The sequence below is a fragment of the Sphingobium sp. TKS genome, from assembly GCF_001563265.1.
GTDB lineage: Bacteria > Pseudomonadota > Alphaproteobacteria > Sphingomonadales > Sphingomonadaceae > Sphingobium.
Map to the genome: position 1 here is coordinate 3,520,665 of NZ_CP005083.1, position 22,611 is coordinate 3,543,275.

Genomic DNA, 22,611 nt, shown 5'->3' on the forward strand with positions numbered 1-22,611 from the left:
CATGCTGCGCTGCATCATATTGTTACAACTTTAAGTAACTTTATTTCTCACCCTGGGTTGAGCCTCAAGACGCAGTGGCGCATAGTGGATGGCATCGGTTTGAGAAGTCGCGTGGCGGTTCTCCGGCGCCTTCTCCGTTCACAAGAAGCGGGAACAAATCCCGCGGGTAAGAGGCAAGCGCATGACGGCATTGGCTGAATCGAGGCAGGTTGACCACAGCATTCACGACGCGCTGGAAGCGGCGCTGGCACGCGGCGCGCTCCCGGGCGAGAGTGAAGGCTTCGATCAGGACGCGATGCTGGAGGCCGCCGGCTTCATAGCGCGCGCCGCCGCGACCCGCCGCCCCGGCCATGTCGCCATCGCCATGGAGACGCTGGGCGAAGGGGCGACGGGGCGCTTCATGCGGATCGCCATCGTCAATGACGACATGCCCTTTCTGGTGGATAGCATCGCCAATGCGCTGGCCGCCGCCGACATCATCATCCACCGCCTGCTGCATCCCGTCCTTTCTGTCGAACGTGACGCCCAGGGTCATTTGAAGGCGATATTGAAGGATGACGCCGCCGGCGCGCGCCGGGAATCGATGATCTATATCGAGGCGGACCGCGCCGACGCCAAGGCTCGCCGGGCGCTGGAAAAGGCGCTGGAAGGCACGTTGGCCGATGTCCGCGCCGCCGTCACCGACTGGCCGAAAATGCGCGAGGCGATGGCCGCCGATGCCGACGCCGTGCCCGATGAGGAAGGCGCGGCGCTGCTCCGCTGGTTCCTCGCCCGCCATTTCACCCAGATCGGCCATGAACGCCGCGACCGCGGCGGCAAGGCAGATGTGCGCATCGGCATCTGCGGCCTGCACGACCAGCCGCTGCTGGCCCCCGCCACGATCGAGGCCGCCTTCACCTGGTTCGAGGAAGGCAAGCGCACGCCGCTGATCATCAAGTCCAATCGCCTCTCCCGCGTCCACCGCCCGGTGCTGCTGGACCTGATCGTCGTCCCCGTGCGGGAGGGCAAGCAGGTCACCGCCCTGTCCATCCACGCCGGCATGTGGACCAGCGCGGGGCTGGCGACGACGCCGGACAAGGTGCCGCTGCTGCGATCCGCGCTGTCGGCGCTGATGGACAAGTTCAATTTCGATCCGCACGGCCATGCGGGCAAGGTGCTGACCCATGCGCTGACCGCCCTGCCCCATGATATTCTTATCGGTTTCGACCGCGAGACGCTGGAACGGCTGGTGCTGACCTTCATGTCGCTGACCGACCGGCCGCGCCCGAAGCTGGTGCTGGGGACAAGCGCGCTCGCCCGCCATCTCTACGCCTTCGCCTGGCTGCCGCGCGAGGAGCTGACCACGGCCCGGCGCGTGGCGGTGCAGGACATGCTGTCCCAGGCCTGCAACGGCCCGGTGTTGAGCTGGTCGATTGCGCTGGAGGAAAGCGGCCTCGCTTTGCTGCGCATCACGCTCGACCTGCGCGGCGAAGGCATGGTGCCGGACGAACAACCGCTCGACCGGCAGTTGAAGCAGATGGTGCGCGGCTGGCTGCCCGCCGTGGAGGAAGCGCTGGCCGACGGCGAGGAGGCGGGCCGCGCGGCGACGCTCGCGCAACGCTACGCGCCTGGTTTCCCCATGGGCTATCGCAATGGCGCGGGTCCGGTCGAGGCGGCGACCGACATCCGTCTGCTCCATGGCCTGTCCGGTCCCGGCGACAAGTCGATCCGCATCTACCGAAATGGAGACGACGCGCCCGAACGGCTGCGGCTCAAACTCTACAGCCATGACGCCATCGCGCTTTCCGAAGTGGTGCCTGCCTTCGAGAATTTCGGTTTCCGCGTGATCGACGAGATGATGACGGCGGTGGAGGGCGGCACGCTCGGCCATGTCCAGCGCTTCGTCCTGGAACTGCCCGCGGGCGGCAATGCCGATGCGGTGATCGCCCGTGCCGACATCGTCACCGAAGCCATTGCGCAGGTCACCGAAGGCGTGGCGGAAAATGACCGTTTCAACGAACTGATCGTGACCGCCGGCCTCGACCAGCGATCGGTCGTGCTGCTGCGCGCGCTCTTCCGCTATCTGCGCCAGACCGGCATGGCCTACGGTATGGCGACCTTTGCCGAAACGCTGCGGCGCGAACAGGTCATCGCCCGCCAGCTCATCGAACTGTTCGAAGCGCTGCATGACCCCGATGCGAAGGATGGCGCGGCCCGCGCCCAGGCCGCGCAGACCGCCATTGACGAAGGCCTCGAAAAGGTCACCGCGATCGATGAGGACCGCGTGCTGCGCCTGCTGCGCGCCGTCATCACCGCGACGCTGCGCACCAATTTCTACGCCCCCGCGGCGCAGGAAGCGCTGGCGTTCAAGCTCAACAGCGCTCTGATCCCCGGCCTGCCTGCACCACTGCCGTGGCGAGAAATCTGGGTCTACAGCCCCCGTGTCGAGGGCATCCATCTGCGCGCCGGGCCAGTGGCGCGCGGCGGGCTGCGCTGGTCCGACCGGCGTGACGACTTCCGCACCGAGATACTGGGGCTGATGAAGGCGCAGCGCGTCAAGAACGCCGTCATCGTGCCGACGGGCGCCAAGGGCGGCTTCTATCCCAAGCAGCTCCCCAGCCCGCAGACCGACCGCGACGCCTGGTTCGCGGAGGGCACGGAAAGCTATCGCATCTTCATCCGTTCGCTGCTCTCCGTCACCGACAATATCGACAAGGGCAAGGTCAAGCATCCCGCGCAGGTCGTCATCCATGACGGCGACGATCCCTATTTCGTCGTCGCCGCCGACAAGGGCACGGCGACCTTCTCCGACGTCGCCAACGCCATCGCATTGGAGCGGAATTTCTGGCTGGGCGACGCCTTCGCCAGCGGCGGCTCCAACGGTTATGACCATAAGGCGATGGGCATCACCGCCAAGGGCGCGTGGATCAGCGTGAAGCGCCATTTCGCGGAAATGGGCGTCGATGTGCAGAGCGAGCCGGTGCGCGTCGTCGGCTGCGGCGACATGTCGGGCGACGTGTTCGGCAACGGCATGCTGCTGTCGAAAGCGATCAAGCTGGTCGCCGCCTTCGATCATCGCCACATCTTCCTCGACCCCGAACCCGATCCGGCTAGGTCGTGGAATGAACGCAACCGCCTGTTCCAGCTCCCCCGGTCTAGCTGGGACGACTATGACAAGAAGCTGATCTCCAAGGGCGGCGGCGTCTTCTCGCGCAGTCTGAAAAGCATATCGCTGACCCCGGAAGTGCAGGCCATATTGGGCGTCACCGACACGGACATGGAGCCGACCGCGCTCATCGCCGCGATCTTGAAAAGCCCCAACGACCTGCTCTGGTTCGGCGGCATCGGCACCTATGTGAAGGCCGCCGCGCAGAGCCATGGCGACGTCGCTGACCCGGCCAACGACCGCCTGCGCGTCAATGCCGAACAATTGCGCGTGAAGGTGGTGGGCGAAGGCGCGAATCTGGGCACCACCCAGGCCGCGCGCATCGCCTTCTCCCTGCGTGGTGGCCGGATCAACACCGACTTCATCGACAATAGCGCGGGCGTCGACTGCTCGGACAATGAGGTGAACATCAAGATCGCGCTCAACAAGGAAATGGCGGAAGGCCGCCTGCCCTTCGATGATCGCAACAAGCTGCTGGTCAGCATGACCGACGCGGTGGCCGACATCGTGCTGGAGGACAACCGGCTCCAGGCGCTGGGCCTCTCCATCGCGGAGGCGGGCGGCGCCGCCGACCTTGCCAGCTATGTGCGCCTGATCGAAACCTTCGAAGAATCAGGCCGGCTGGATCGCCAGGTTGAGGGTCTCGCCGCCAACGACCAGTTGCTGCGACGCGGGCAGGATGGACTTGGCCTCACCCGCCCGGAACTGGCGGTGCTGCTGTCGACGGCCAAGCTCGCCTTGCAGGACGCGATCGAGCATGGCGATCTCGCCACCGACGCCAGCATGGACGGCGAACTCGCCGCCGCCTTCCCCCCCGCGATGCGGAAGAAGGAAGCCGACGCCATCGCGGCCCATGCGCTGAAGAAGGAAATCATCGCCACCAAGGTCGCGAACCGCATCGTCAACCGCCTCGGCCTTATCCATCCGTTCGAATTGACGGAGGAGGAGGGCTGCTCGCTGGCGGATCTGGCCAGCGCCTTCCTGATCGCGGAGCGGCTGTACGACATCCACCGGCTATGGGACGATATCGACGCGGCAGAGATGTCCGAAGCCGCGCGCCTCGCCCTGTTCGGTGACATCGCCAGCGGCATGCGGGCGCAGATCGCGGACATATTGCGCAGCCTGTCCTCCGGCACGCTTCCGCAGGCAGGTCATGCCGCGCTGGCCAAGGGCGTGGGCAAGCTGGCGAAGCAAGTGGACGACCTGCTCACCAGCGAAGCGCTGCGCCGCGTTACGGCTGTGACGGATCGCTTGCTGTCGCTCGGTGCGCCGGCAGAACTCGCTCGCCGCACCGCAGGGCTGTTCAAGCTGGACGGCGCGGTCGGCATCGCCGCGCTGGCGGGGCGCCTGTCGGTCGATGAGGTCGCCCTCACCCGCGCCTTCACCCATCTGGGCGAAGCGGTCGGCATCGATTGGGTCCAGTCCACCGCAGCGCGCATGGAGCCGTCCGATCCGTGGGAGCGGCTGCTGATCTCCGGCGTGGCGCGCGACATGCAGCAGGTCCGGCTCGATTTCCTTGCCCTGGGCAAGGGCAAGGACATCGGCCATCATGTCGAAGAATGGCTGAAGGAAAAAGGCGCCCGAATCCAGCAATTCCGCGCCCTCGTCCACCGCGCCAAGGCCGCGGCGACGCCCAATGTCGCGATGCTGGCCGAAATCGCCGGTCAGGCGCGCGGGTTGTTGGGAAGGTAAAACTGCCCGTCATTCCCGCGAAAGCGGGAATGACGGCTTGCCGGATTATTGCGGCGCGTCCGCCGTTCCCTCAATCACATCCTGCGGCGTGACCTTGCCCAACCCCGGCCCATAGACCGGCACCACAGGTTGCTCGGGCTTGCGTCCATGCAGCGCCTCGATCTCGGCCTTGCGCTGGTTCAGATACAGCTCGCGATAGAAGGCATAAGGGTTTTCCTCATCGCGGATCTGCTGGATCGTCTCGTCAAAGGCAGCGCGCTGGCCCAACTGGTTCAGGATCGTCGCCGGGATCACATATTTGGGCTCGTTGAACGGCTTGCCGATCGCGAAGGGCACGATCATCTTGTCCACCGTATCCCCGATAACGTCGCGCAGCGTCGTCGGCCCGATAATCGGCAGATACATGTAAGGCCCCGGCCCCACGCCATAATAGCCCAGCACATTGGCAAGCCCATTGGGCCGGTAGGGCAGGAAGAAGGGCTTGCGTTTCGCCACGTCGAACAGCCCGGCCACGCCCAGCGTCGTGTTGACGGTGAAGCGCCCGACCGTCTCCATCGCCTTGCCCGGTTTGAACTGGAGCATATAGGCCAGGAACACCACAGGCTCCTGCAGGTTGGAGAAGAAGTTGCGGAACCCCTTTCGCACCGGCTTGGGCAGACCCTTGTTATAGGCCTTGGCGACCGGCTCCACGACGGCCTTGTCGACCGCCTGTACCGTCTCGAAACTCTTCATGTTGAGCCGTTCCATCGGGTCGCCCGGCGGCGGAGTCGTGCGACCGGTGACGATGATGTCGCCCGTCCGCGCCGCCGGAACGGCAGGCTGGTTGCCGGTGCCGGGCAGGTTCGGCATCACCGGCGGCGGTGGCACGACCAGCACTTGCGGAGCGGCCTGCGGACTGGACCCTGCTTCGGTCGCCTGCGTCGCAACGGGTGTCGCGGGTTGCGACGCACCGGCCGCCTCCGCTTGCGCACCCATCATCAACATTCCAGCGGCAATGGCTGGCGTCAGCATATGTTCGTCCTTTGCGGGTAAGCCATCGGAACCGATGACGTTTTCATGTCACCCCCGTTTCAAAGGCGGCTAGTTGGGATGGCGCCACCCGTCAATAGCAGGACGCCGCAACCCCCAGCCAGCCGCCGCCGCCCGGCAACGATCCGGCTTCGCATCGTACATTTTGATACAATTTTGGCACAGCGGCAGGTTTGCAATTGCGAGTCGTTCGCGTTATGCCGCCAGCCTCATCCCCTACAGGACTCGTCCCGCTCCCGATGCACGCCCCCGTCCGCGCTCAGCCGAACAAGAAGAAGAGCCCCAAGGCCTTCTGGCTGAAACAGCTTCACACCTGGCATTGGGTGAGTTCCGCCATCAGCCTGATCGGCCTGCTGCTGTTCGCCTTCACCGGCATCACGCTGAACCACGCCGCCGATGTGGAGGGTTCGCCGCAGACGGTCACCAAATCCGCCACTTTGCCGCCCGTCCTCTTGAAACGGGTCGCTCCGGATGATGCGGTCTCCGACACGCCCGACGCCAAGAAGCCCCTTCCCGCCCCCGTCGCGCAGTGGATCGAAAAGCAGATCGGCCAAAGCGGCAAGGGCGAAGCGGAATGGTCGGCGGATGAGGTCTATCTCGCCCTGCCTCGCCCTGGCGGCGACGGCTGGGTGTCGATCGACCGGCATAGCGGCGAAGTCACCAGCGAAGCGACCAGCCGGGGGTGGATCAGCTATTTGAACGATCTGCACAAAGGCCGCAATGCGGGCGAGGCGTGGAAATGGTTCATCGACATCTTCGCCGTCGCCTGCTTCCTCTTTGCGCTCACCGGCCTGCTACTGCTGTGGCTCCATGCCAGGAAGCGCCCGACCACCTGGCCGCTGGTCGCCATGGGCCTCGCCATTCCGGCGATCCTCGCCATCATCTTCATCCATTAAGCGGGAATTTTCACCTCATGCAGATCAGCCACAAGATCGTCCTGACCGGCGGCGCGGCATTGGGCGCGGCCACCGCCCTCGCCGCTCCCGCGACCGCGCAGACGCTGGACGTCACGCTCACCCTGCCCCGCTTGTCGGTGGCCGAATATCACCGCCCCTATGTGGCGATCTGGCTGGAGAAGGAGGGCGCGCCCGCCCGCACCCTGTCGGTGCTCTACGATGTCGACAAGCGCAACAATGGTGGCGCCAAATGGCTGCGCGACATTCGCATGTGGTGGCGCGCCTCGGGCCGATCGCTGACCTTGCCCGCCGACGGCATATCCGGCGCCACCCGCGCGCCCGGCACCCATAAGCTCAGCTTCACCGTCGGCAAGGGCGGCATGCCGACGCTGACGCCTGGCAAATATACGGTGGTGGTGGAGGCCGCCCGCGAAAATGGCGGCCGCGAACTGGTGCGGGTGCCGCTCAACGTGACCGTCGCAGGGGGCAAAGGCAGCGCCACAGGCAAGTTCGAACTGGGCGCGGTCAGCGCCGTCCTGTCACGTTAAGCCTGCCTCCTCCGTGTTCCTGCGCAGGCAGGAATACGGCTTAAATTATTCGAGATATCCCAAGGAGATAAGCCGATGACCAAATTCCGCAAGCTCCTGCTGCTCGCCGCCGCCACCGCTTTCACCCTGCCGCAAATGGCAGGTGCCGCGCGCCCCTGGATGCTGCCGTCCGAAACCATGTTCGCAGGATCGGGCAATGAATGGCTGACGGTCGACGCCGCCATTTCCAGCGATCTTTATTATTTCGACCATCCGGGCCAGGACTGGCAGCCGGTCGTCACCGCCCCCGACGGCAGCACGGCGCAGGTCGAGAATCGCACCATCGGCAAGCTGCGCCAGACCTTCGACCTCGGCATCAAGGCCAAGGGCACGTACAAGATCGCCATCACCAACGAGATGCTGATGGGCAGCTATATGCTGAACGGCGAGCGCAAGATGCTGCCGCGCGGCACCACTGCCGTCACACTGGCGACCGCCGTGCCGCAGGGCGCGACGGAAGTGCAGACCGCGACCGCAACGACGCGCATCGAGACCTTCGTGACGGCAGGCGAACCGGACCGGAAGGTCTTCGCCACGACCGGCAAGGGGTTGGAAATGGTGCCCGTCACCCATCCCAACGATCTTGCCGTGGGCGAAGCGGCCACCTTCCAGTTCCTGCTCAACGGCAAGCCGGCCGCCGGGCTGGACGTGGTCGCCATCCCCGGCGGCATCCGCTATCGCTCCGACCTCAAGCAGATGGATGCCAAGACCGATGGGCAGGGCAAGGTGACGTTCACCTGGCCGGAAGCAGGCATGTATTGGATCAGCCTCAGCACCGGCGGACGGCGCGGTCCGGGCGAAAACCCTGGCGCTGGCAATCCGCAGAGCCAGGCCAATCCCGCAGGCGAAGGCGCCCCGCGCCCCATGGGTCCGCCGCAGGACCGCGCCACCTATGCCATGACGGTCGAGGTGCAGGGCTGACCCCCACCCCCATCCGCATCGCCATCCCGCCCGGCCTGTCGCCCGACGCCTTCGGGCCAAGGAAAGGGCTGGGCCGGATCAGCGACTTCGGCGGGCCGACCATGGGCACAAGCTGGTCGGCCCGCATCGTCGATGCGCCGCCGGGCAGCGCGATGGCGATCGAGGCAGTGCTGAACCGCGTCATCACGCAAATGAGCAATTGGGAAGCGGATTCCGCCATCAGCCGCTTCAACGCCGCGCCGGTCGGCCAATGGGTGCCCTTACCTGCCGACATGATGACCGTGCTGCGCGCAGGGCTGGACATGGCGCGGCTGTCCGGCGGAGCGTTCGATCCGGCGGTGGGCCGCCTCGTCGCGAGATGGGGCTTCGGGCCAGACGGCCTCACAGGTCTGTCCGCCGCGCCCAACCACCCCGCGCCATGGACCGCGATCGAGGTAGAGGGCGACCGCGCCCGCCGCACCGCCGACGTGACACTGGACTTTTCCGGCATTGCCAAGGGCTTTGCGGTGGATGCCGTGGCGATGGCCCTGCAAGGCCTCGGCGCCGCGCATTTCCTCATAGAGATTGGCGGCGAATTGCGGGGACAGGGCGTCAAGCCCGCCCTCCAGCCCTGGTGGGTCGATGTGGAAGCCCCTCCCGGCCTGTCCCTGCCCACGCTGCGCATTGCGCTATGCGGCCTGTCGGTCGCGACCTCCGGCGACTATCGCCGCTTCCGCGAGGTGGACGGCACCCGCCTCTCGCACAGCATAGACCCCAAGACCGGCGCCCCGATCGCAAACGATGTCGCTTCCGTCACGGTCCTCCACGAAAGCGCGATGCTGGCGGACGCCTGGGCTACCGCGATCATGATATTGGGCCAAGACCGGGGCATGGCCCTCGCAACGCGCCAGGGCATCGCCGCCTGCCTGATGCAGCGGACGGCATCCGGAGGGCAGGAATATATGACCCCCGCCCTCGCCGCCATGTTGGAGTGACTGGATTGGGTGGATTTCAGACACGCCCCCTCCCGCACGCGGGAGAGGGAATGTCTTGGAATGGCCCATTGCAGTTCTGGGTCAGCCTCAGCTCCGCACATCCTGCTCCGTCACCGGAGCAATCTTGATTTCGACCCGGCGGTTCGACGCCTTGCCTTCCGCCGTCGCGTTGGAGGCGATCGGCTGGGTCTCACCAAAGCCGCGCGTCGCGATGCGCGCCGACTGGACGCCGTGAGTCGTCAGATAATCGCCCACAGCCTGCGCGCGCCGTTCCGACAGGCTCTGGTTATAGGCGTCGGTGCCGTCGCTGTCCGTATGGCCGTATACGTCGATATAGGTCTTGGGATATTGCGCCAGCACCGATGACACATCGTTCAGCGTCGGCTGGAACTGCGGCTGCACGGCGGAGCTGTCGGTGGCGAAGGTGATGCCCGACGGCATGCGCAGCACCAGATTGTCGCCATCGCGGATCACGTCCACGCCGCTGCCGGCGGTTTCTTCCCGCAATTTCTTTTCCTGCGCGTCCATATAGGCGCCGATGCCCGCGCCCGCGACCGCGCCGATGCCCGCGCCCAATATCTTTTCGGTGCGGTCATGCCGCCCACCGACCAGATCGCCCAGCAAATAGCCGCCCAGCGCGCCGCCGATGCCGCCGATCGCGGCCTTGGAAATGGTGCGGTTGCCGGTGTTGGGATCGGTGGTGCAGGCGGTGGTGGCCAGCATGGCGGCCAGCCCGGCCGCGCCGATGATGCGATGAAAATTCCGCATGGATTCAATTCCCTTTTTTTGTGCGTCCGACAAGCGACGGATGCATCCCCAATGGTCGAGACGGAGCATTTGTTCCACAAGCGAACTGAACTGTGGCTGATGGAACGGTTGTGAAATTGTAAGAATCAAGGTTATAGGTGGCCCTTGACCGCCATGGCCAATATCCCCCCGCACGCTCCGACGCCCTTTCCCTGGGTCGACCTCGTCATCATTCTGGCGCTTGTCGCGCTGAATGGCGTTTTCGCCATGTCGGAACTGGCTATCGTGTCCGCCCGCAAGCCGCGCCTTCAGGCGATGGAGAAAGCGGGACGGCGCGGCGCGCGCTCCGCCCTCGCGGCGCAGGCCGATCCGGGCAAGTTCCTCTCCACCGTTCAGATCGGCATCACGTTGATCGGCATCGTCGCGGGCGCCTATTCGGGCTCCAGCCTGGGCGGACCGACGGGCGAGCGGTTGCAGGTGCTGGGCCTGTCGGCCAATGTCTCGGAAAATATCGGCTTCGCGCTGGTGATCGGGCTCACCACCTATGCCTCGCTGATCATCGGTGAGCTGGTGCCCAAACAGTTCGCCCTGCGCGCACCGGAACCGATCGCCGTGGTGATGGCGGCGCCGATGCTGTGGCTCGCGCGGATCACCGCTCCCATCGTCTGGCTACTGGACAGGTCGAGCGCGCTGATCTTCCGCCTGCTCAGAATGACCCGCGAATCGGAACATCATGTGACGGCGGAGGAACTGCATCTGATCGTGGCCGAAGCGAGCAAGTCCGGCGTGATCGAGGAAAGCGAGCGCGCCATCATCTCCGGCGTGGTGCGGCTGGCCGACCGCCCGGTGCGCGAGGTGATGACGCAGCGCATGGATGTCGACTGGATCGACATCCATGCCGATGAGGAGGCGATTCGCGCCAAGTTGCTCGATACGCCGCACACACGACTGCCGGTGGGCCGGGGCACGGTGGAGGACATCATCGGCGTCGTGCAGGCGCGCGACATCATGACGGCGCTGTTCCGGGGCGAAGGGCTGAACCTGGAAACGCTGATGCGCAAGGTGGAGATCGTGCCCGACCAGGTCGACGCCATGGACGCTCTGGAAGTGCTGCGCCGCGCCGAAGTGCCGATGGTCATGGTCCATGACGAATATGGGCATTTCGAGGGGATTGCGACGCCCGCCGACCTGCTGTCCGCCATCGCCGGGCATTTCGTGTCCGATCTGGGCAGCGAGGATGAACCCGATCTGGTCGAACGAGAGGATGGCAGCCTGCTGGTGTCGGGCCAGATGGCGGTCGACCTGCTGGCCGAGCGGATCGGCATCGACCTGCCGGATGATCGAGATTATGCGACGGTCGCAGGCCATGCGCTGTGGCTGCTCAAGCGCTTGCCCGAAGTGGGCGATTTCATCGACGATCAGGGCTGGCGATTCGAGATTGTGGATATGGACGGGCGCAAGATCGACAAGCTGCTGATCGCGGCGCGCTAGCAATGGCGCATGAGGCGCTGGATGCGGTCGACGAACTGGTGCGGCGGGCGCTGGCGGAGCGCGGTGACCGGCTGCTGGTGATCGGGCTGTGCGGGGCGCAGGGCAGCGGCAAATCGACCCTGGCGGACGGATTGCGGACGCGGCTCGCGCAGGACGGGGTTCCAGCGGCGATCCTCTCGATCGACGATCTGTATCGTACGCGGGCGGAGCGGGAGGCTCTGGCCAGGGCCGTGCATCCGCTACTGCGCACGCGGGGGGTGCCGGGGACGCATGACGTGGCGTTGGGATTGCAGGTGATCGAAGCGCTGGAGCGCGGCGAGGCGGCGTTGTTGCCGCGCTTTGACAAGGCGTCGGATGACCGCTTGCCAGAGGCGCGGTGGGAACGGGCGGCGGCGGGGACGCGGCTCCTGTTGCTGGAAGGCTGGTGCGTGGGTGCGCGACCTCAGGAGGCATCGGAGCTTGCGGCGCCGGTCAATGCCCTGGAGCGGGAAGAGGATGCGGACGGTGTCTGGCGCGCTTTTGTGAATCGGGCGTTGGCGGGCGATTATCAGACCCTGTTCGGGCGGCTCGACCGGCTGGTGATGCTGGCCGCGCCGGGCTTCGAGGTGGTACGGCGCTGGCGAACCCAGCAGGAGCATGGTCTGCGAAAGGCGGCGGCGGGTGGCATGTCCGATGCGGAAGTGGCGCGCTTCATCCAGCATTATGAGCGGCTGACCCGGCATATGCTGGTGGAGATGCCGGGCCGGGCGGACTTGGCGATCGCGCTCGACGCGGCGCGGCGGGTGACGGGGATCGGCGGCACGCGAGTCTGACGAAGCTCCGTGCGGCGGCCGGTCAATCCATGCCGAGGGACTTGACCCAGAATTGCATGGGATGGCTGGTTTCGGTGGGCTCGCCCAGATCTTTCCAATCAAAATGGCCGACCAGCCCCTCAGCCGGGGCATAGCCGCGGGCCCGCCAGAAGGGATCGAGCGGCGCATAGCCGGTGGGGCGGGCCAGGTGATCCGGTGGACGGACGACAGCGCAGAAGCTGGTCATGGCGAAACCCAGTTCCCGTGCCTTGGCTTCGCGCCGGTCGAAAAAGGCGTGGCCGATGCCGCGCCCTCGCCAGTCGGGCAGCAGCACCGATTCGCCAAAATAATAGATTTGGCCGATGTCCATGCCGCATGTCCGAAAGGGGGCGGCGAATTCGGCGGCATGGTCGGCCATGGGAGCGGCAGTGGCGGCGCCGACCAGCCGATTGCCCGCAAAAGCGCCGGCGATCAGCGCGCCCGGGCTGTTCGCATAGGCGGTGAGATAATCGCGCTCATAAGCGCGGCCAGCAGGGCCGCGCCCGTCAGATCCTCGACCCGAACGGGGTCGCCGGTCAGCTTTTACTTGCCCGTGGCGGCTTTGGCGGCGGGAGCCTCGGCCACGTTGGACGCAGCGGCATTGCCGCCCTCCACCGCTGCGGCATTGTCGCCGGCAGCAGCCGGAGCCGCATCGGCGGCGGGCAGCGGCAGGTTCGAACCCTGGGTGTTCAGCCAGGCGATCAGATTCGCGCGATCGGCAGGATTGCCCAGGCCCGCGAAGGTCATCTTGGTGCCAGCCGCGAATTCACGCGGGGAAGTCAGCCAGTGATCCAGGCTCTCGAAAGTCCAGTTGCCGCCCTTGCTCTTGAGCGCTTCGGAGAAGGCGAAGCCGGCCTTGCCCTGGCCGATCGGTTCCCCGACCGTGGCATAAAGGTTCGGGCCGATGCCGTTGGCGCCGCCCTGGTTGACGGTGTGGCAGGCCGCGCACTTGGCGAATATCTTTTCGCCCGCCGCGACATCCGCGCTGGCGAGCAGGGTGTTGAGGCCGGGACCGCTCGCCGCGCCGCCCGTGCCTTCCGCCTCGACGCCTTCGATGGCGTAGCCCAATTTCTCGGGCCGTTCCTCATGGAAGAATTTGGAACTGACGATGGCACCGCCCAATGCGATGATACCCGCGAACAAAGCCCAACCGGCAGCGGTGTTGAAACGATCGCCCATTCGCTCGAATTCCCCTGGATTTCTATTCTGGCCGCTGGTTGTCGCGTCCCCTCTAGCGCGCTGCCATAATGGCGCAAGTGCGAACGCGCAAGCGGGGTTGAGAGGGATCGCGCACGCTTTTTCATGGCTTTGCATCCAGACAGGATGCTTGCGCGGGCACGATGAAGCGAATAAGCGCGCTAGCGCCCATGGAAAATTATCCCGCCCCCGCCCGCGATCTGGTCGCGGACCTCGCCGCAAAGGCCGCCGTCGATCCCGCGCGCGCGGTCGCCTTTCAGGGCGCGCCGGGCGCCAATTCGCATCTCGCCGCGCTGGATTATGCGCCCGATTGCGTGCCCCTGCCCTGCTTTGCGTTCGAGGATGCGATCGATGCGGTGCGGGAAGGACGTGCGGCGCGGGCGATCATTCCGATCGAGAACAGCCTGCATGGGCGCGTGGCCGACATGCATTTCCTGCTGCCCGAATCCGGGCTGCACATCATCGACGAATATTTCCTGCGCATCCGGCACTGCCTGATGGCGGCCGATATCGCGCCGGTGACGAGCGCGGTCAGCCATCCGCAGGCGCTGGGCCAGTGCCGCCATTATCTGCGCGAGCGGGGCATTCAGCCGGTTTCCTATGCCGATACGGCGGGCGCGGCGGCGCTGGTCGCGGAAACCAGAGTGGCGGGCGAAGGCGCGATCGCGCCCTATCTGGCGGCGGAACTCTATGGCCTGCGCCTGGTGGCGGAGAATATCGAGGATAGCGACGACAATATGACGCGCTTCCTGGTCCTCTCGCGCGAGCCGAAAATGCCGGCGGCAGGGGTTGGCCCGGTTATGACCACCTTCCTGTTCGAGGTGAAGAATATTCCGGCCGCGCTCTACAAGGCGATGGGCGGCTTTGCCACCAACGGCGTCAACATGACCAAGCTGGAAAGCTATCAGCGGGGCGCGAGCTTCGCCGCGACGGAATTCTATTGCGACATCGAGGGGATGCCGGGCGATCCGGCGATCGACCGGGCGCTGGCGGAGTTGGAATTCCATACCAAATGGGTGCGGATACTCGGCAGCTATCGGCAGGCGCGCCCCCGCACCTGAAGCCTGTGGGTGACGGCGGGCTTCGGACTGCCTAAGGTCAGCGCCATGCCTGCCACCATCTTTCTGTCCACCCTGGCCATGAGCATGATCGTGGGCGTGCGCTATTTGCTGGCCAGCGGGGCTTTCGCGCTGGCGACCCGCTATCGCAAGCCGGGCCTTTATGCCGGGCTGCACCAGCAGATCCGGCGGGAAATCACCTGGTCGCTGGCGTCCGCGCTGATCTATGGCGTGCCTGCGGGCGTGGTCGCCTGGGGTTGGCAGGCGCATGGCTGGACGCGGGTCTATACCGACGTTCACGCCTTACCGCTCTGGTATCTGCCGCTGTCCGTGCTGCTCTATCTCGCCGCGCATGACGCCTGGTTCTACTGGACGCATCGCTGGATGCACCGGCCCCGGCCGTTCCGGATCGCCCATGCCGTGCATCATGCCAGCCGCCCGCCGACGGCCTGGGCCGCGATGAGCTTCCACCCCTGGGAAGCGCTGACCGGCGCGGTCGTGATCCCGGCGCTGCTGTTCCTGATTCCGATCCATGTGGCCGCGCTGGGCGTGGTGTTGACGATCATGACCGTGATGGGCGTCAGCAACCATATGGGGTGGGAAATGTTTCCCCATTGGATGGTGCAGGGTCCAGCCGGGCGCTGGCTGATCACCGCCAGTCATCATCAGCGGCATCATGAGCAATATGCGTGCAATTATGGGCTCTATTTCCGCTTCTGGGACCGGCTGTGCGGGACCGACAGGGGATTGGGCAGCTTCGAGGAGGCGACGTGAGAATCAAGGCAGGGTTGACGATCGTCGCGGCGGCAATGATGGCGGGCGCCGCTCCCCCCGACCAGGCGCAGCCGCTCAGCTTGGACGTGCGGGGCTTGCGATCGGTCAAGGGCGATTTCCTGATCTGCGTCACGCGGCAGGCAGCGCATTTTCCCGATTGCCGCGACGATCCCGAGGGACGGCATTTCACCGTGCCGGTGACGTCCGGCGCCATCGCGCTGGGGCGGATGGAGCCGGGAACCTATGCCATTGCCATCATTCACGACGAAAATGGCAATGGGAAGCTGGACACCTTCGCAGGCATTCCGCGTGAAGGGGTCGGTTTTTCGCGCAATCCGGCGATCCGTTTCGGCGCGCCCAGCTTCCGCTCTGCGCAGTTCGCCATGGCGGGGACTGCGGTGCGGCAGGATATAAAGGTCAAATATTTCCTTTAGGGCGAGGCAAATATGCGCTGATTTTGGCCGATCATGCCGACTCGACCATCATTTCCTTCGCCGGATCGAGGCCCGGCCGATCGGCGCGATCGGCACCGGCCACGCCTTCCAATCTCCCTTGTTCCTATGGGGTGACGCCCCACATAAGGCGCTGTATGAGAGCGGCTTGGCAACCGCGTTTGCAGCAGGAGATAAGTGAAGTGGCGACCCTTGGACTGAGCGAGGCCGACAAGGCATCGGTGGAAACATTCCGCCGCGATGTGGTGGAGCCGTCGCGCACCAGCCTGGTGATCGTCGATTTCTGGGCCGAATGGTGCGGGCCGTGCAAGCAGCTCGCCCCGGTGATCGAGAAGGTCTGCGCCGATTATGCGGCAAAGGGCGTCAAGCTGGTCAAGATCAACGTCGATGAGGACAAGTTCATCGCCGCGCAGTTCCGTGTCCAATCGATCCCGACCGTCTATGCGGTGTTCCAGGGCCAGCCGGTAGCCGACCTCAGCCAGGCGCGGACAGAGGGGCAGTTCAAGCAGTATCTCGACCAGTTGCTGGGCCAGTTGCCGATCGAATCGGATGAGAAGGCGCAGCTTCAGGAAATCGCGCCGTTGATCGCCATGGGCGAGGAGTTGCTGACGGGCGGCGAAGCGGAGCGGGCGCTGTCGGTGTTCCAGCAGGTCGCGCAAATGGTGCCGGACAATGCCGATGTCGCTTCGGGCGAGGCGCGGGCGCTGGTGGCGCTGGGGCAGTGGGACGAGGCGGAAGCGGTTTTGGCGGCTCTCCCCGCCGATATCGCCAAGGATCAGGCGGTGGAGCGAGCCCGCGCCGCGATCGCCCTGGCACGAGACGCCAGGCCGGTGGCGGACCTGTCGGGCGTGGAGGCGAAGGTGGCGGCCGATCCCGACGATCATGAAGCGCGCTTCGAACTGGCCAATGGCTTGATGGCCAATGGCGACCGCGACCGGGCGGCGGAAGAATTGCTGGAACTGGTGCGGCGCGACCGGGCATGGAATGACGGCGCGGCGCGGGCGCAGTTGCTCAAGCTCTTCGAGGCGACCGGGCTGGAAGACCCCTGGGTCGCGGGGCAGCGGCGCAAGCTTTCCCAGATACTCTTCTCCTGATCGGCGCAGGGTCATGTCGCGCATCTCGATCTTTCCCCTGCCCGGCGCGCTGCTGCTGCCGGGCATGGAACTGCCGCTGCATATTTTCGAGCCGCGCTATCAAGCGATGATTCATGACGCCATGGCCCGCGACCGGCGCATCGGCATGATCCAGCCGCGCGAGGAAGGCGTGAAGCCGGCCTTGTTCGATGTAGGCTGCCTGGGCCATATCACCCATATCGAGGCGCTGGAGGGCGGACGCTACAATATCCTGCTGAAGGGGCTGGCGCGCTTTCGGGTGGTGCGGGAACTGGACGTGCCCACCGCCTTTCGCCAGATCGAGGCGGATGTGGAGCCGATCGGGCAAGAGGATGAAATCCTCTCTGCCGTCGAGCGGGCGGCGCTGGAGCAGGAATCGCGGCGCTTTGCCGATGCGCTGGGCTATGTGGTGGACTGGACGGCGGTGTCGCGGCTGGACGACATGGCGTTGGTGAATGGGATTGCGCAGATCGTGCCCTTCGATCCGGCGGCCAAGCAGACCTTGCTGGAAGCGGACACTCTGAACGAGCGGGCGGACCGGATCATCCAGCTCATGCAGATCGTCGGGCGGATCGAGCGCAACGGCGGAGCGACGATGCAATGAGCGAGGCGCCCGATCCGGCGCTGCTCGCCAAGCTGGTGTGCCCGGTAACGCGCACGCCGCTGCGTTGGGATGCGGAACGGAGCGAGCTGGTGTCGAAGGCCGCGGGGCTGGCCTTTCCGGTGCGGGATGGCGTGCCGGTGCTGGTGGTGCGCGAGGCGCGGGCTATCGGCGGTTGATTCGGGCTGGAAATGCCCGGGTTGAGCAGATGGTGGCCCATATTCCACCTCACAATTCTTCGCTGTCCCGCAACCCTTATGCGATCAGGCGTCGGCCCAGCGCCGCAGCAGATTGTGATAGACGCCCGTCAGACGGATGACCTGCGCATTATCATGCCCCAGATCGACCGCCAGTTGTTGGATGCTGCTGTCGAGATCGAACAGCATCTGCCGTGCCGCATCGTCCCGCACCATGGACTGAAGCCAGAAGAAGCTCGCCACCCGCCGCCCGCGCGTCACCGGCTCCACCCGATGCAGCGAGGATGACGGATAGAGCACCGCATGCCCGGCGGCCAGCTTCACCTGCTGTACGCCGAAATTGGTCTCGACCGTCAGCTCGCCGCCGTCATAGCTGTCCGGCTCCTCCAGAAAGACGGTGATCGACAGGTCCGAGCGCACGCGAAAGCCGGTCCCGGACTGAATCCGCACCGCATTGTCGACATGGGTGCCGAAGGCCTGTCCGCCCGCATAGCTGTTGAACAAGGGCGGAAAGACCTTGAGCGGCAAGGCGGCGGCAATGAACAAGGGCGAGCGGCCCAGCGCATCCAGCACGATCTGTCCCGCCTGCTTCGCTTCAGCGCAGTCTTCGGGCAATTGCAGATTGCGCTTGGCCAAGGCCGATTGATGCCCGGAGGTGACGTTGCCGTCGACCCACTGCGCCGCGTCGATCAGCGCCCGGACGCGTCCTACGGTATCGGCATCCAGCAGCTCGGGAATGACGGTCAGCATGTCGGCAACTCCTGTTCCAGCAGGGCAGCCAGACCCGCCTGCCGCGCTATCTCATCGGACGAATGGCGCAGATAGTCGGCCGCCTTGGCCATGAAGGCGGGCGTAGCCGTCTCCCGCACCCGGCCAAGCCAGCGCAGCGCCTCTTCCATCGCGCCATCCTCGGCCAGCAGCCGGGCGAGATTGAACTGACCGCGAAAATCCCCGCCCTCGGCAGCGATACGATAATGGCGCAGCGCCTCGGCCCGGTCGACCGCGACCGCCCAGCCGTCCTCGTGAAAGCTGCCGATATAATTGGCCGCCTTGGCCCCGATCAGCCCCGGATCAAGCGCCGCCCGCCGAAACCAGTCCAGCGCCGTCTCGTACTCCTCCACCAAAGCGAGGCGGGTCGCATAATTATACATGGCCTCGGCCAGCCCCTGCCCGGCGGCGACGCGATAACATTCGGTGGCGCGATCCAGATCGATGGCGATGCCCCAGCCCAGCTCATAACAACGCCCGACCATGTTGAGCGCGAACATGTCATGGCTGGCCGCCGCCCGGTTGAACCAGCCGAAGGCCGCGCGCGGATCGGCGGGCAGTTCGGTCCCGTCCAGCAGCATCTGCCCCAGCAGCAGTTGCGCCTGGGCGACGCCACCCTCCGCCGCCACGCGGATCAATGCGGCGCGATCCGCCCCCGGCTCCGCCAGCCGCGCGGCAAGTGCCTCGGCACTCATCGCGCTCAGATCGGCCAGCGAAGGCGGGGACGCTTGCGCCATCAATATTTGACGCTGAGCGTCGCGAAGGCCGACCGCCCTGCTGCCATCGTCGCATAATGGTTGGAGAAGGCCTGGCTGAAATAGAGTTTGTCCGTCAAGTTCTGGACATTGACGCTGAGGCTTACCTTGTCGTTGAACTCATAGCTGGCGCGGGCGTCGAAGCGCCAGTAGCTCGGCACCGACCGGGCGATGATCCTGCTCGCGGGGCTGACCGTCACCGCGCCTGAACTGTCCTGCGTGGCCTTCCGGTCGTCGGCATAGCCGCCGAACACGCGGCTCATGTAGAAGGCGCCGCCGCCGATGTTGAGCTTGGGCAGCACTTCCACATTGGTCCAGAGCGAGAAGCTGTGCTTGGCGGTCTGCGGGAACTGGCGGCCGGTGTTGACGGATTCCACCAGCACCGTCTTGGTCGTCGGCTGCCCCGGAACAGCGGCCGCCGTCAGCGCGGTGAAACCGCCGTCGACAATCTTGGCGTCCATATAGGTATAGCCGCCGAAGACGCTCCACTTGGGCAGGATTTCGCCGTTGAAGCCCAGTTCCACGCCCTTGATCCGGCGCTCACCGACGAACTCGACCGTATTGTTCGGGCCAGTGACGCGAGCGTTCTTCGTCTCGGTCCGGAACAGCGCGACGTTCAGCGACAGGCGGGAGTTGAACAGATCCGCCTTGGCGCCGACCTCGTAGCTTTTGGTCCGCTCGGTCTTGAGCGCGTCGACGCCCGCCGCATTGTTGACCGTGCCGAAGCTGTTGCCTTCCTGCCCCTCGCCCACCAGGCTGTTCGGCGGCGTAGCGGCGGTGGAATAGGAGGCGTAGATGCTGGTGTTCGGTGTCGGCTTGGCCACCAGCCCCGCCTGCCAGTTCCAGATATCGTCCTCCCGCGTCAGGCGGAAGCTCTGGGTCGCCGCGATCGGCTGACCGGGCAGGACCGAGGATTTGAAGCTGTCGAAGCGCAGGCCGAGATTGGCGATCAGCCAGGGCGTCAGCGTGATCGAATCGAACAGATAGGCCGATTGCGTATCGGCGTCGGTCTGCGTTTCCGCGATTGGCAGAGTCCTGGAGATCGCCGCCGGAACCGGGGAGGTTTCATTGGCATAGTTGACCCAGGGATCGGCCGGATTGGGCGCGAACAGGCTGGTGCAATTATAGCGCAACTGGGCTGCGGCGGAACAACGGGTGGAGGCGCCCTGAGTCCCTCCGGTCGTCAGCGCCTCGCTCCCCACATTATTGCCGCTGGTGTTGAGCAGGCCGCGGGTGACATAGGAACCGCGCCGCGCCTTTTCCCAGGAAAATTCGACGCCGGCGGCGAAGCTGTGCTCGATGCCGCCAGTGTTGAACTTGCCGAACAGGTCGGTCTGGTTGGTCAGCGTATCGACATAGCCGTAGCGGCTGTTGGCGCGGCGCCACACCAGGCCGTTATTATAGACATTGCCCAGGCTGTCGTCGGGCTGGGTATAGATATAGGCCTGGTTGTTGTGGCTGTAGCGCACCGTGTTGCGCAGCGTCACGCCGCCGAAATCATGTTGGGCGCGAACCGTGAACTGGTCCGTCTTGCTCTTGCGGAAATCGCGGTTCTCAAGGCCGTAGAAAGTGTCGCGGCCGACATGGCCTGTGGTGCCGTTGGCCAGCGTCACATCCCCAATCGCCGGTTCCGAAAAGGTGAAGCCGGTCGGCGCGTTGCAGGTCGTGGTCGAGCAGACATAAGTATAGGGAATGCCGCTGTCGGGCAGCTCGTCCGTATCGAGATGATACCAGGACAGGGTGAGCTGCGTCGGAGAGTTCATCCCGATGGTGAGCGAAGGCGCCACGCCCCAGCGCTTCTGCCAGATGGCGTCGCGACCGGCCACGTCCTGATCGTGCCACATGCCCGCCACGCGGAAGGCGACCGAGTCGGTCAGCTTGTAATTGATGTCCGCCGTGATCCGCTTGTAGTCGGCGGTGCCGTAGGACAGGTCCATGCTGGCGAAATCGCGGTCGCGGGGCAGCTTGGTAATGATGTTGAGCGACCCGCCCGCGCTGCCGCGCCCGCCCAGCGAGCTGTCGGAGCCGCGCACCACCTGGATCTGCTCGATCGCGAAGGTTTCCCGCGACTGAGCGGAGGTATCGCGCACGCCGTCGACATAGGTGCTGCCCTGGCTGTCGAAGCCGCGGATGAAAGGACGGTCCCCGATCGGATTGCCGCCCTCCGCCGCGCCGAAGGTGATGCCCGGCACGGTGCGCAGCGCCTCCACCAGCGTGGCCGATCCGGTATCCTTGATCACATTTTCGCTGACGATCGCGATCGACCGGGGCGTGTTGATCAGGGGCGCGGTCGCCTTGGGCGAGATGATTTCCTGATTATAGCGGCCATTGACGATGATCTGACCTGCATTCGTCTGCTGATCGGCCGCAGCGTCGTCAGCCTTGTCGATCGCCAAGGCGGGACTCGATGCAAAGGCTCCGACGCAGCCCAGCGCCAGAAAGGCGGGCGCCACGCGGCGGCGGTTATCGGATTGCATGACGGATAGTCCCCTTTTTCTGCCTTCTTTTGGGAGGGCAGTTATTGAGACGCGTTCTCAGAGTCAAACACTATTGAGAAACAAAAGCAGAATAGGGTGGGAAGGCCGCCCCTCTCCTACCCCGCTTCGCTGCGCAGAATGAAGGGGATTTCGACTACTCCTTTGACGCGAACGGCCTGCCCGTCGCGCATCACAGGCTTCCAGCGCCAGCCGCGCACCGCGTCACGGGCCGCATGGTCGAGTCGGGGGAAGCCGCTGCTCTGCGCGATGCCGAGGCTGTCCACCGCGCCATCGACCCCCAGCGTCAGGGCGAGAACGACCGTGCCCTGCTCGCGCTTGCGGCGGCTTTCGATCGGATAGCGGGGCGGCCTGCCCGCGACCATCTGCGTGCCGAGGTCGCCGCCCTGAACGATGCCGGTGCCTGGCGATGCGACCGGTGGAGCGGGCGGAGCAGCGATCGCCACAGGGGGAGCCGGTGGCGCAGGGGGCAAGGCGTCCGGCGTCGTCACCACGGTCGGAGCGGGCGGCACAGGTACCTGGACCAGTGGCGGCGGCGCGACGACCTGCGGTGGGGACGGCGGTGGTGACGTATCGGCTGCCGGTGGAGGGGGCAGCGGTGGCAACAGGTTCACGACCGACAAGCGCGTTTCCCGCACGCGCTGCACATGATGCCGGGCCTGGATCAGCGCGGCGATCAGGACGGCATGGAGCAGCGCGATCAGGATGACCGCCGGCACATTTATCCCGCTCCGCGCTCCATAACGGGCGGGCGGCACGTTGGGCTGGACAGCCGCGCTGGAAACGAGGGCCAAGCTTGCCGGTGGCGAGATAAACAGGTCATCCGCCGCCTCAAATCCATCCGCTACGCGAAGCATGCCAGATTCCCTTTGAGCCGTGCGGGCGAGAGG

Annotated in this window: 20 protein-coding genes and 1 pseudogene; 13 read left to right on the forward strand and 8 right to left on the reverse strand. The window is 65.5% G+C overall.

Annotated elements, in window-relative coordinates; all coding sequences use genetic code 11:
* The first annotated feature begins 181 nt into the window (after positions 1–181).
* Positions 182–4,837: an NAD-glutamate dehydrogenase gene (locus K426_RS17415; RefSeq protein ID WP_066559791.1), complete on the forward strand. Its 4,656-nt coding sequence runs from the start codon at positions 182–184 to the stop codon at positions 4,835–4,837.
* A 45-nt stretch (positions 4,838–4,882) separates the two neighbouring features.
* Here the strand turns inward: K426_RS17415 and K426_RS17420 are convergent, their stop codons facing one another.
* Complete coding sequence (locus K426_RS17420; protein WP_066559793.1) at positions 4,883–5,848, reverse strand: MlaA family lipoprotein; 966 nt, start codon at positions 5,846–5,848, stop codon at positions 4,883–4,885.
* Between the two features lie 257 nt (positions 5,849–6,105).
* Between K426_RS17420 and K426_RS17425 the strand changes: the two genes are divergently transcribed.
* The 4 genes from K426_RS17425 to K426_RS17440 all read left to right on the forward strand — a co-directional run bounded on the left by K426_RS17425 (position 6,106) and on the right by K426_RS17440 (position 9,244).
* Positions 6,106–6,762, forward strand: a complete 657-nt coding sequence (locus K426_RS17425; RefSeq protein WP_066559796.1) for a PepSY-associated TM helix domain-containing protein — start codon at positions 6,106–6,108, stop codon at positions 6,760–6,762.
* A gap of 17 nt (positions 6,763–6,779) precedes the next feature.
* The gene (locus K426_RS17430) at positions 6,780–7,310 is read left to right on the forward strand and encodes a DUF2271 domain-containing protein (RefSeq protein WP_066559799.1); all 531 of its coding nucleotides are present in this window, start codon (positions 6,780–6,782) and stop codon (positions 7,308–7,310) included.
* 75 nt (positions 7,311–7,385) lie between these two features.
* Complete coding sequence (locus K426_RS17435; RefSeq protein WP_082748678.1) at positions 7,386–8,270, forward strand: DUF4198 domain-containing protein; 885 nt, start codon at positions 7,386–7,388, stop codon at positions 8,268–8,270.
* A 101-nt stretch (positions 8,271–8,371) separates the two neighbouring features.
* On the forward strand, positions 8,372–9,244 hold the full coding sequence (locus K426_RS17440; protein WP_066559803.1) for an FAD:protein FMN transferase: 873 nt from the start codon (positions 8,372–8,374) through the stop codon (positions 9,242–9,244).
* Positions 9,245–9,331: 87 nt separating this feature from the next.
* Here K426_RS17440 and K426_RS17445 read toward each other — a convergent pair whose 3' ends face one another.
* Positions 9,332–10,012 carry an OmpA family protein gene (locus tag K426_RS17445; RefSeq protein WP_066561943.1) on the reverse strand — a complete coding sequence of 227 codons (681 nt, stop codon included), beginning with the start codon at positions 10,010–10,012 and terminating at the stop codon, positions 9,332–9,334.
* 153 nt (positions 10,013–10,165) lie between these two features.
* On the opposite strand from K426_RS17445, the gene K426_RS17450 reads away from it, so the two are divergent.
* Positions 10,166–11,482: a hemolysin family protein gene (locus tag K426_RS17450; protein ID WP_066559806.1), complete on the forward strand. Its 1,317-nt coding sequence runs from the start codon at positions 10,166–10,168 to the stop codon at positions 11,480–11,482.
* 2 nt (positions 11,483–11,484) lie between these two features.
* Positions 11,485–12,294, forward strand: coding sequence for a kinase (locus tag K426_RS17455; protein ID WP_066559808.1), 810 nt, complete (start codon positions 11,485–11,487; stop codon positions 12,292–12,294).
* A gap of 22 nt (positions 12,295–12,316) precedes the next feature.
* On the opposite strand, the pseudogene K426_RS17460 reads toward K426_RS17455, so the two are convergent.
* Positions 12,317–12,766: pseudogene (locus tag K426_RS17460) on the reverse strand (GNAT family N-acetyltransferase); the annotation flags it as partial.
* Between the two features lie 89 nt (positions 12,767–12,855).
* Positions 12,856–13,491: a c-type cytochrome gene (locus K426_RS17465; RefSeq protein ID WP_066559810.1), complete on the reverse strand. Its 636-nt coding sequence runs from the start codon at positions 13,489–13,491 to the stop codon at positions 12,856–12,858.
* A gap of 188 nt (positions 13,492–13,679) precedes the next feature.
* Here K426_RS17465 and K426_RS17470 point away from each other — a divergent pair, with 188 nt between their 5' ends.
* The 6 genes from K426_RS17470 (at position 13,680) to K426_RS17495 (ending at position 17,685) form a co-directional block, all read left to right on the forward strand.
* Positions 13,680–14,570 (forward strand): prephenate dehydratase, encoded by an 891-nt coding sequence (locus K426_RS17470; RefSeq protein ID WP_066559813.1) that lies wholly within the window; start codon positions 13,680–13,682, stop codon positions 14,568–14,570.
* Between the two features lie 45 nt (positions 14,571–14,615).
* Entirely contained in the window at positions 14,616–15,341 is a 726-nt protein-coding gene (locus K426_RS17475) for a sterol desaturase family protein (protein WP_066561946.1), read from the forward strand.
* A 35-nt stretch (positions 15,342–15,376) separates the two neighbouring features.
* Positions 15,377–15,775 (forward strand): DUF2141 domain-containing protein, encoded by a 399-nt coding sequence (locus K426_RS17480; RefSeq protein ID WP_066561944.1) that lies wholly within the window; start codon positions 15,377–15,379, stop codon positions 15,773–15,775.
* Between the two features lie 200 nt (positions 15,776–15,975).
* The gene (locus K426_RS17485; RefSeq protein WP_066559816.1) at positions 15,976–16,887 is read left to right on the forward strand and encodes a tetratricopeptide repeat protein; all 912 of its coding nucleotides are present in this window, start codon (positions 15,976–15,978) and stop codon (positions 16,885–16,887) included.
* Between the two features lie 13 nt (positions 16,888–16,900).
* Entirely contained in the window at positions 16,901–17,509 is a 609-nt protein-coding gene (locus K426_RS17490; RefSeq protein ID WP_066559818.1) for an LON peptidase substrate-binding domain-containing protein, read from the forward strand.
* Positions 17,506–17,685: a Trm112 family protein gene (locus K426_RS17495; RefSeq protein WP_066559820.1), complete on the forward strand. Its 180-nt coding sequence runs from the start codon at positions 17,506–17,508 to the stop codon at positions 17,683–17,685. The genes K426_RS17490 and K426_RS17495 overlap by 4 nt, the downstream gene beginning before the upstream one ends.
* An 84-nt stretch (positions 17,686–17,769) precedes the next feature.
* On the opposite strand, the gene K426_RS17500 is transcribed toward K426_RS17495, so the two are convergent.
* The 4 genes from K426_RS17500 to K426_RS17515 all read right to left on the reverse strand — a co-directional run bounded on the left by K426_RS17500 (position 17,770) and on the right by K426_RS17515 (position 22,578).
* Positions 17,770–18,453 carry a Fe2+-dependent dioxygenase gene (locus K426_RS17500; protein WP_066559823.1) on the reverse strand — a complete coding sequence of 228 codons (684 nt, stop codon included), beginning with the start codon at positions 18,451–18,453 and terminating at the stop codon, positions 17,770–17,772.
* Positions 18,447–19,208 (reverse strand): tetratricopeptide repeat protein, encoded by a 762-nt coding sequence (locus K426_RS17505; protein ID WP_066559826.1) that lies wholly within the window; start codon positions 19,206–19,208, stop codon positions 18,447–18,449. Before K426_RS17505 ends, K426_RS17500 begins: the two co-directional genes overlap by 7 nt.
* Positions 19,208–21,703: a TonB-dependent receptor gene (locus K426_RS17510; protein WP_066559828.1), complete on the reverse strand. Its 2,496-nt coding sequence runs from the start codon at positions 21,701–21,703 to the stop codon at positions 19,208–19,210. Before K426_RS17510 ends, K426_RS17505 begins: the two co-directional genes overlap by 1 nt.
* A 116-nt stretch (positions 21,704–21,819) precedes the next feature.
* A complete protein-coding gene (locus K426_RS17515) occupies positions 21,820–22,578 on the reverse strand; it encodes an energy transducer TonB (protein WP_066559830.1) in 759 nt (252 codons plus the stop codon).
* Between the last annotated feature and the right edge of the window lie 33 nt (positions 22,579–22,611).

Excerpts from the sequence above, each read along its gene's own strand:
- K426_RS17510 (WP_066559828.1), bottom strand. The coding sequence starts at position 21,703 with ATGCAATCCGATAACCGCCGCCGCGTGGCGCCCGCCTTTCTGGCGCTG.
- K426_RS17430 (WP_066559799.1), top strand. The coding sequence starts at position 6,780 with ATGCAGATCAGCCACAAGATCGTCCTGACCGGCGGCGCGGCATTGGGC.
- K426_RS17445 (WP_066561943.1), bottom strand. The coding sequence starts at position 10,012 with ATGCGGAATTTTCATCGCATCATCGGCGCGGCCGGGCTGGCCGCCATG.
- K426_RS17455 (WP_066559808.1), top strand. The coding sequence starts at position 11,485 with ATGGCGCATGAGGCGCTGGATGCGGTCGACGAACTGGTGCGGCGGGCG.
- K426_RS17465 (WP_066559810.1), bottom strand. The coding sequence starts at position 13,491 with ATGGGCGATCGTTTCAACACCGCTGCCGGTTGGGCTTTGTTCGCGGGT.
- K426_RS17480 (WP_066561944.1), top strand. The coding sequence starts at position 15,377 with ATGATGGCGGGCGCCGCTCCCCCCGACCAGGCGCAGCCGCTCAGCTTG.
- K426_RS17415 (WP_066559791.1), top strand. The coding sequence starts at position 182 with ATGACGGCATTGGCTGAATCGAGGCAGGTTGACCACAGCATTCACGAC.
- K426_RS17450 (WP_066559806.1), top strand. The coding sequence starts at position 10,166 with ATGGCCAATATCCCCCCGCACGCTCCGACGCCCTTTCCCTGGGTCGAC.
- K426_RS17420 (WP_066559793.1), bottom strand. The coding sequence starts at position 5,848 with ATGCTGACGCCAGCCATTGCCGCTGGAATGTTGATGATGGGTGCGCAA.
- K426_RS17425 (WP_066559796.1), top strand. The coding sequence starts at position 6,106 with ATGCACGCCCCCGTCCGCGCTCAGCCGAACAAGAAGAAGAGCCCCAAG.
- K426_RS17475 (WP_066561946.1), top strand. The coding sequence starts at position 14,616 with ATGCCTGCCACCATCTTTCTGTCCACCCTGGCCATGAGCATGATCGTG.
- K426_RS17435 (WP_082748678.1), top strand. The coding sequence starts at position 7,386 with ATGACCAAATTCCGCAAGCTCCTGCTGCTCGCCGCCGCCACCGCTTTC.
- K426_RS17515 (WP_066559830.1), bottom strand. The coding sequence starts at position 22,578 with ATGCTTCGCGTAGCGGATGGATTTGAGGCGGCGGATGACCTGTTTATC.
- K426_RS17500 (WP_066559823.1), bottom strand. The coding sequence starts at position 18,453 with ATGCTGACCGTCATTCCCGAGCTGCTGGATGCCGATACCGTAGGACGC.
- K426_RS17495 (WP_066559820.1), top strand. The coding sequence starts at position 17,506 with ATGAGCGAGGCGCCCGATCCGGCGCTGCTCGCCAAGCTGGTGTGCCCG.
- K426_RS17490 (WP_066559818.1), top strand. The coding sequence starts at position 16,901 with ATGTCGCGCATCTCGATCTTTCCCCTGCCCGGCGCGCTGCTGCTGCCG.
- K426_RS17470 (WP_066559813.1), top strand. The coding sequence starts at position 13,680 with ATGGAAAATTATCCCGCCCCCGCCCGCGATCTGGTCGCGGACCTCGCC.
- K426_RS17505 (WP_066559826.1), bottom strand. The coding sequence starts at position 19,208 with ATGGCGCAAGCGTCCCCGCCTTCGCTGGCCGATCTGAGCGCGATGAGT.
- K426_RS17440 (WP_066559803.1), top strand. The coding sequence starts at position 8,372 with ATGGGCACAAGCTGGTCGGCCCGCATCGTCGATGCGCCGCCGGGCAGC.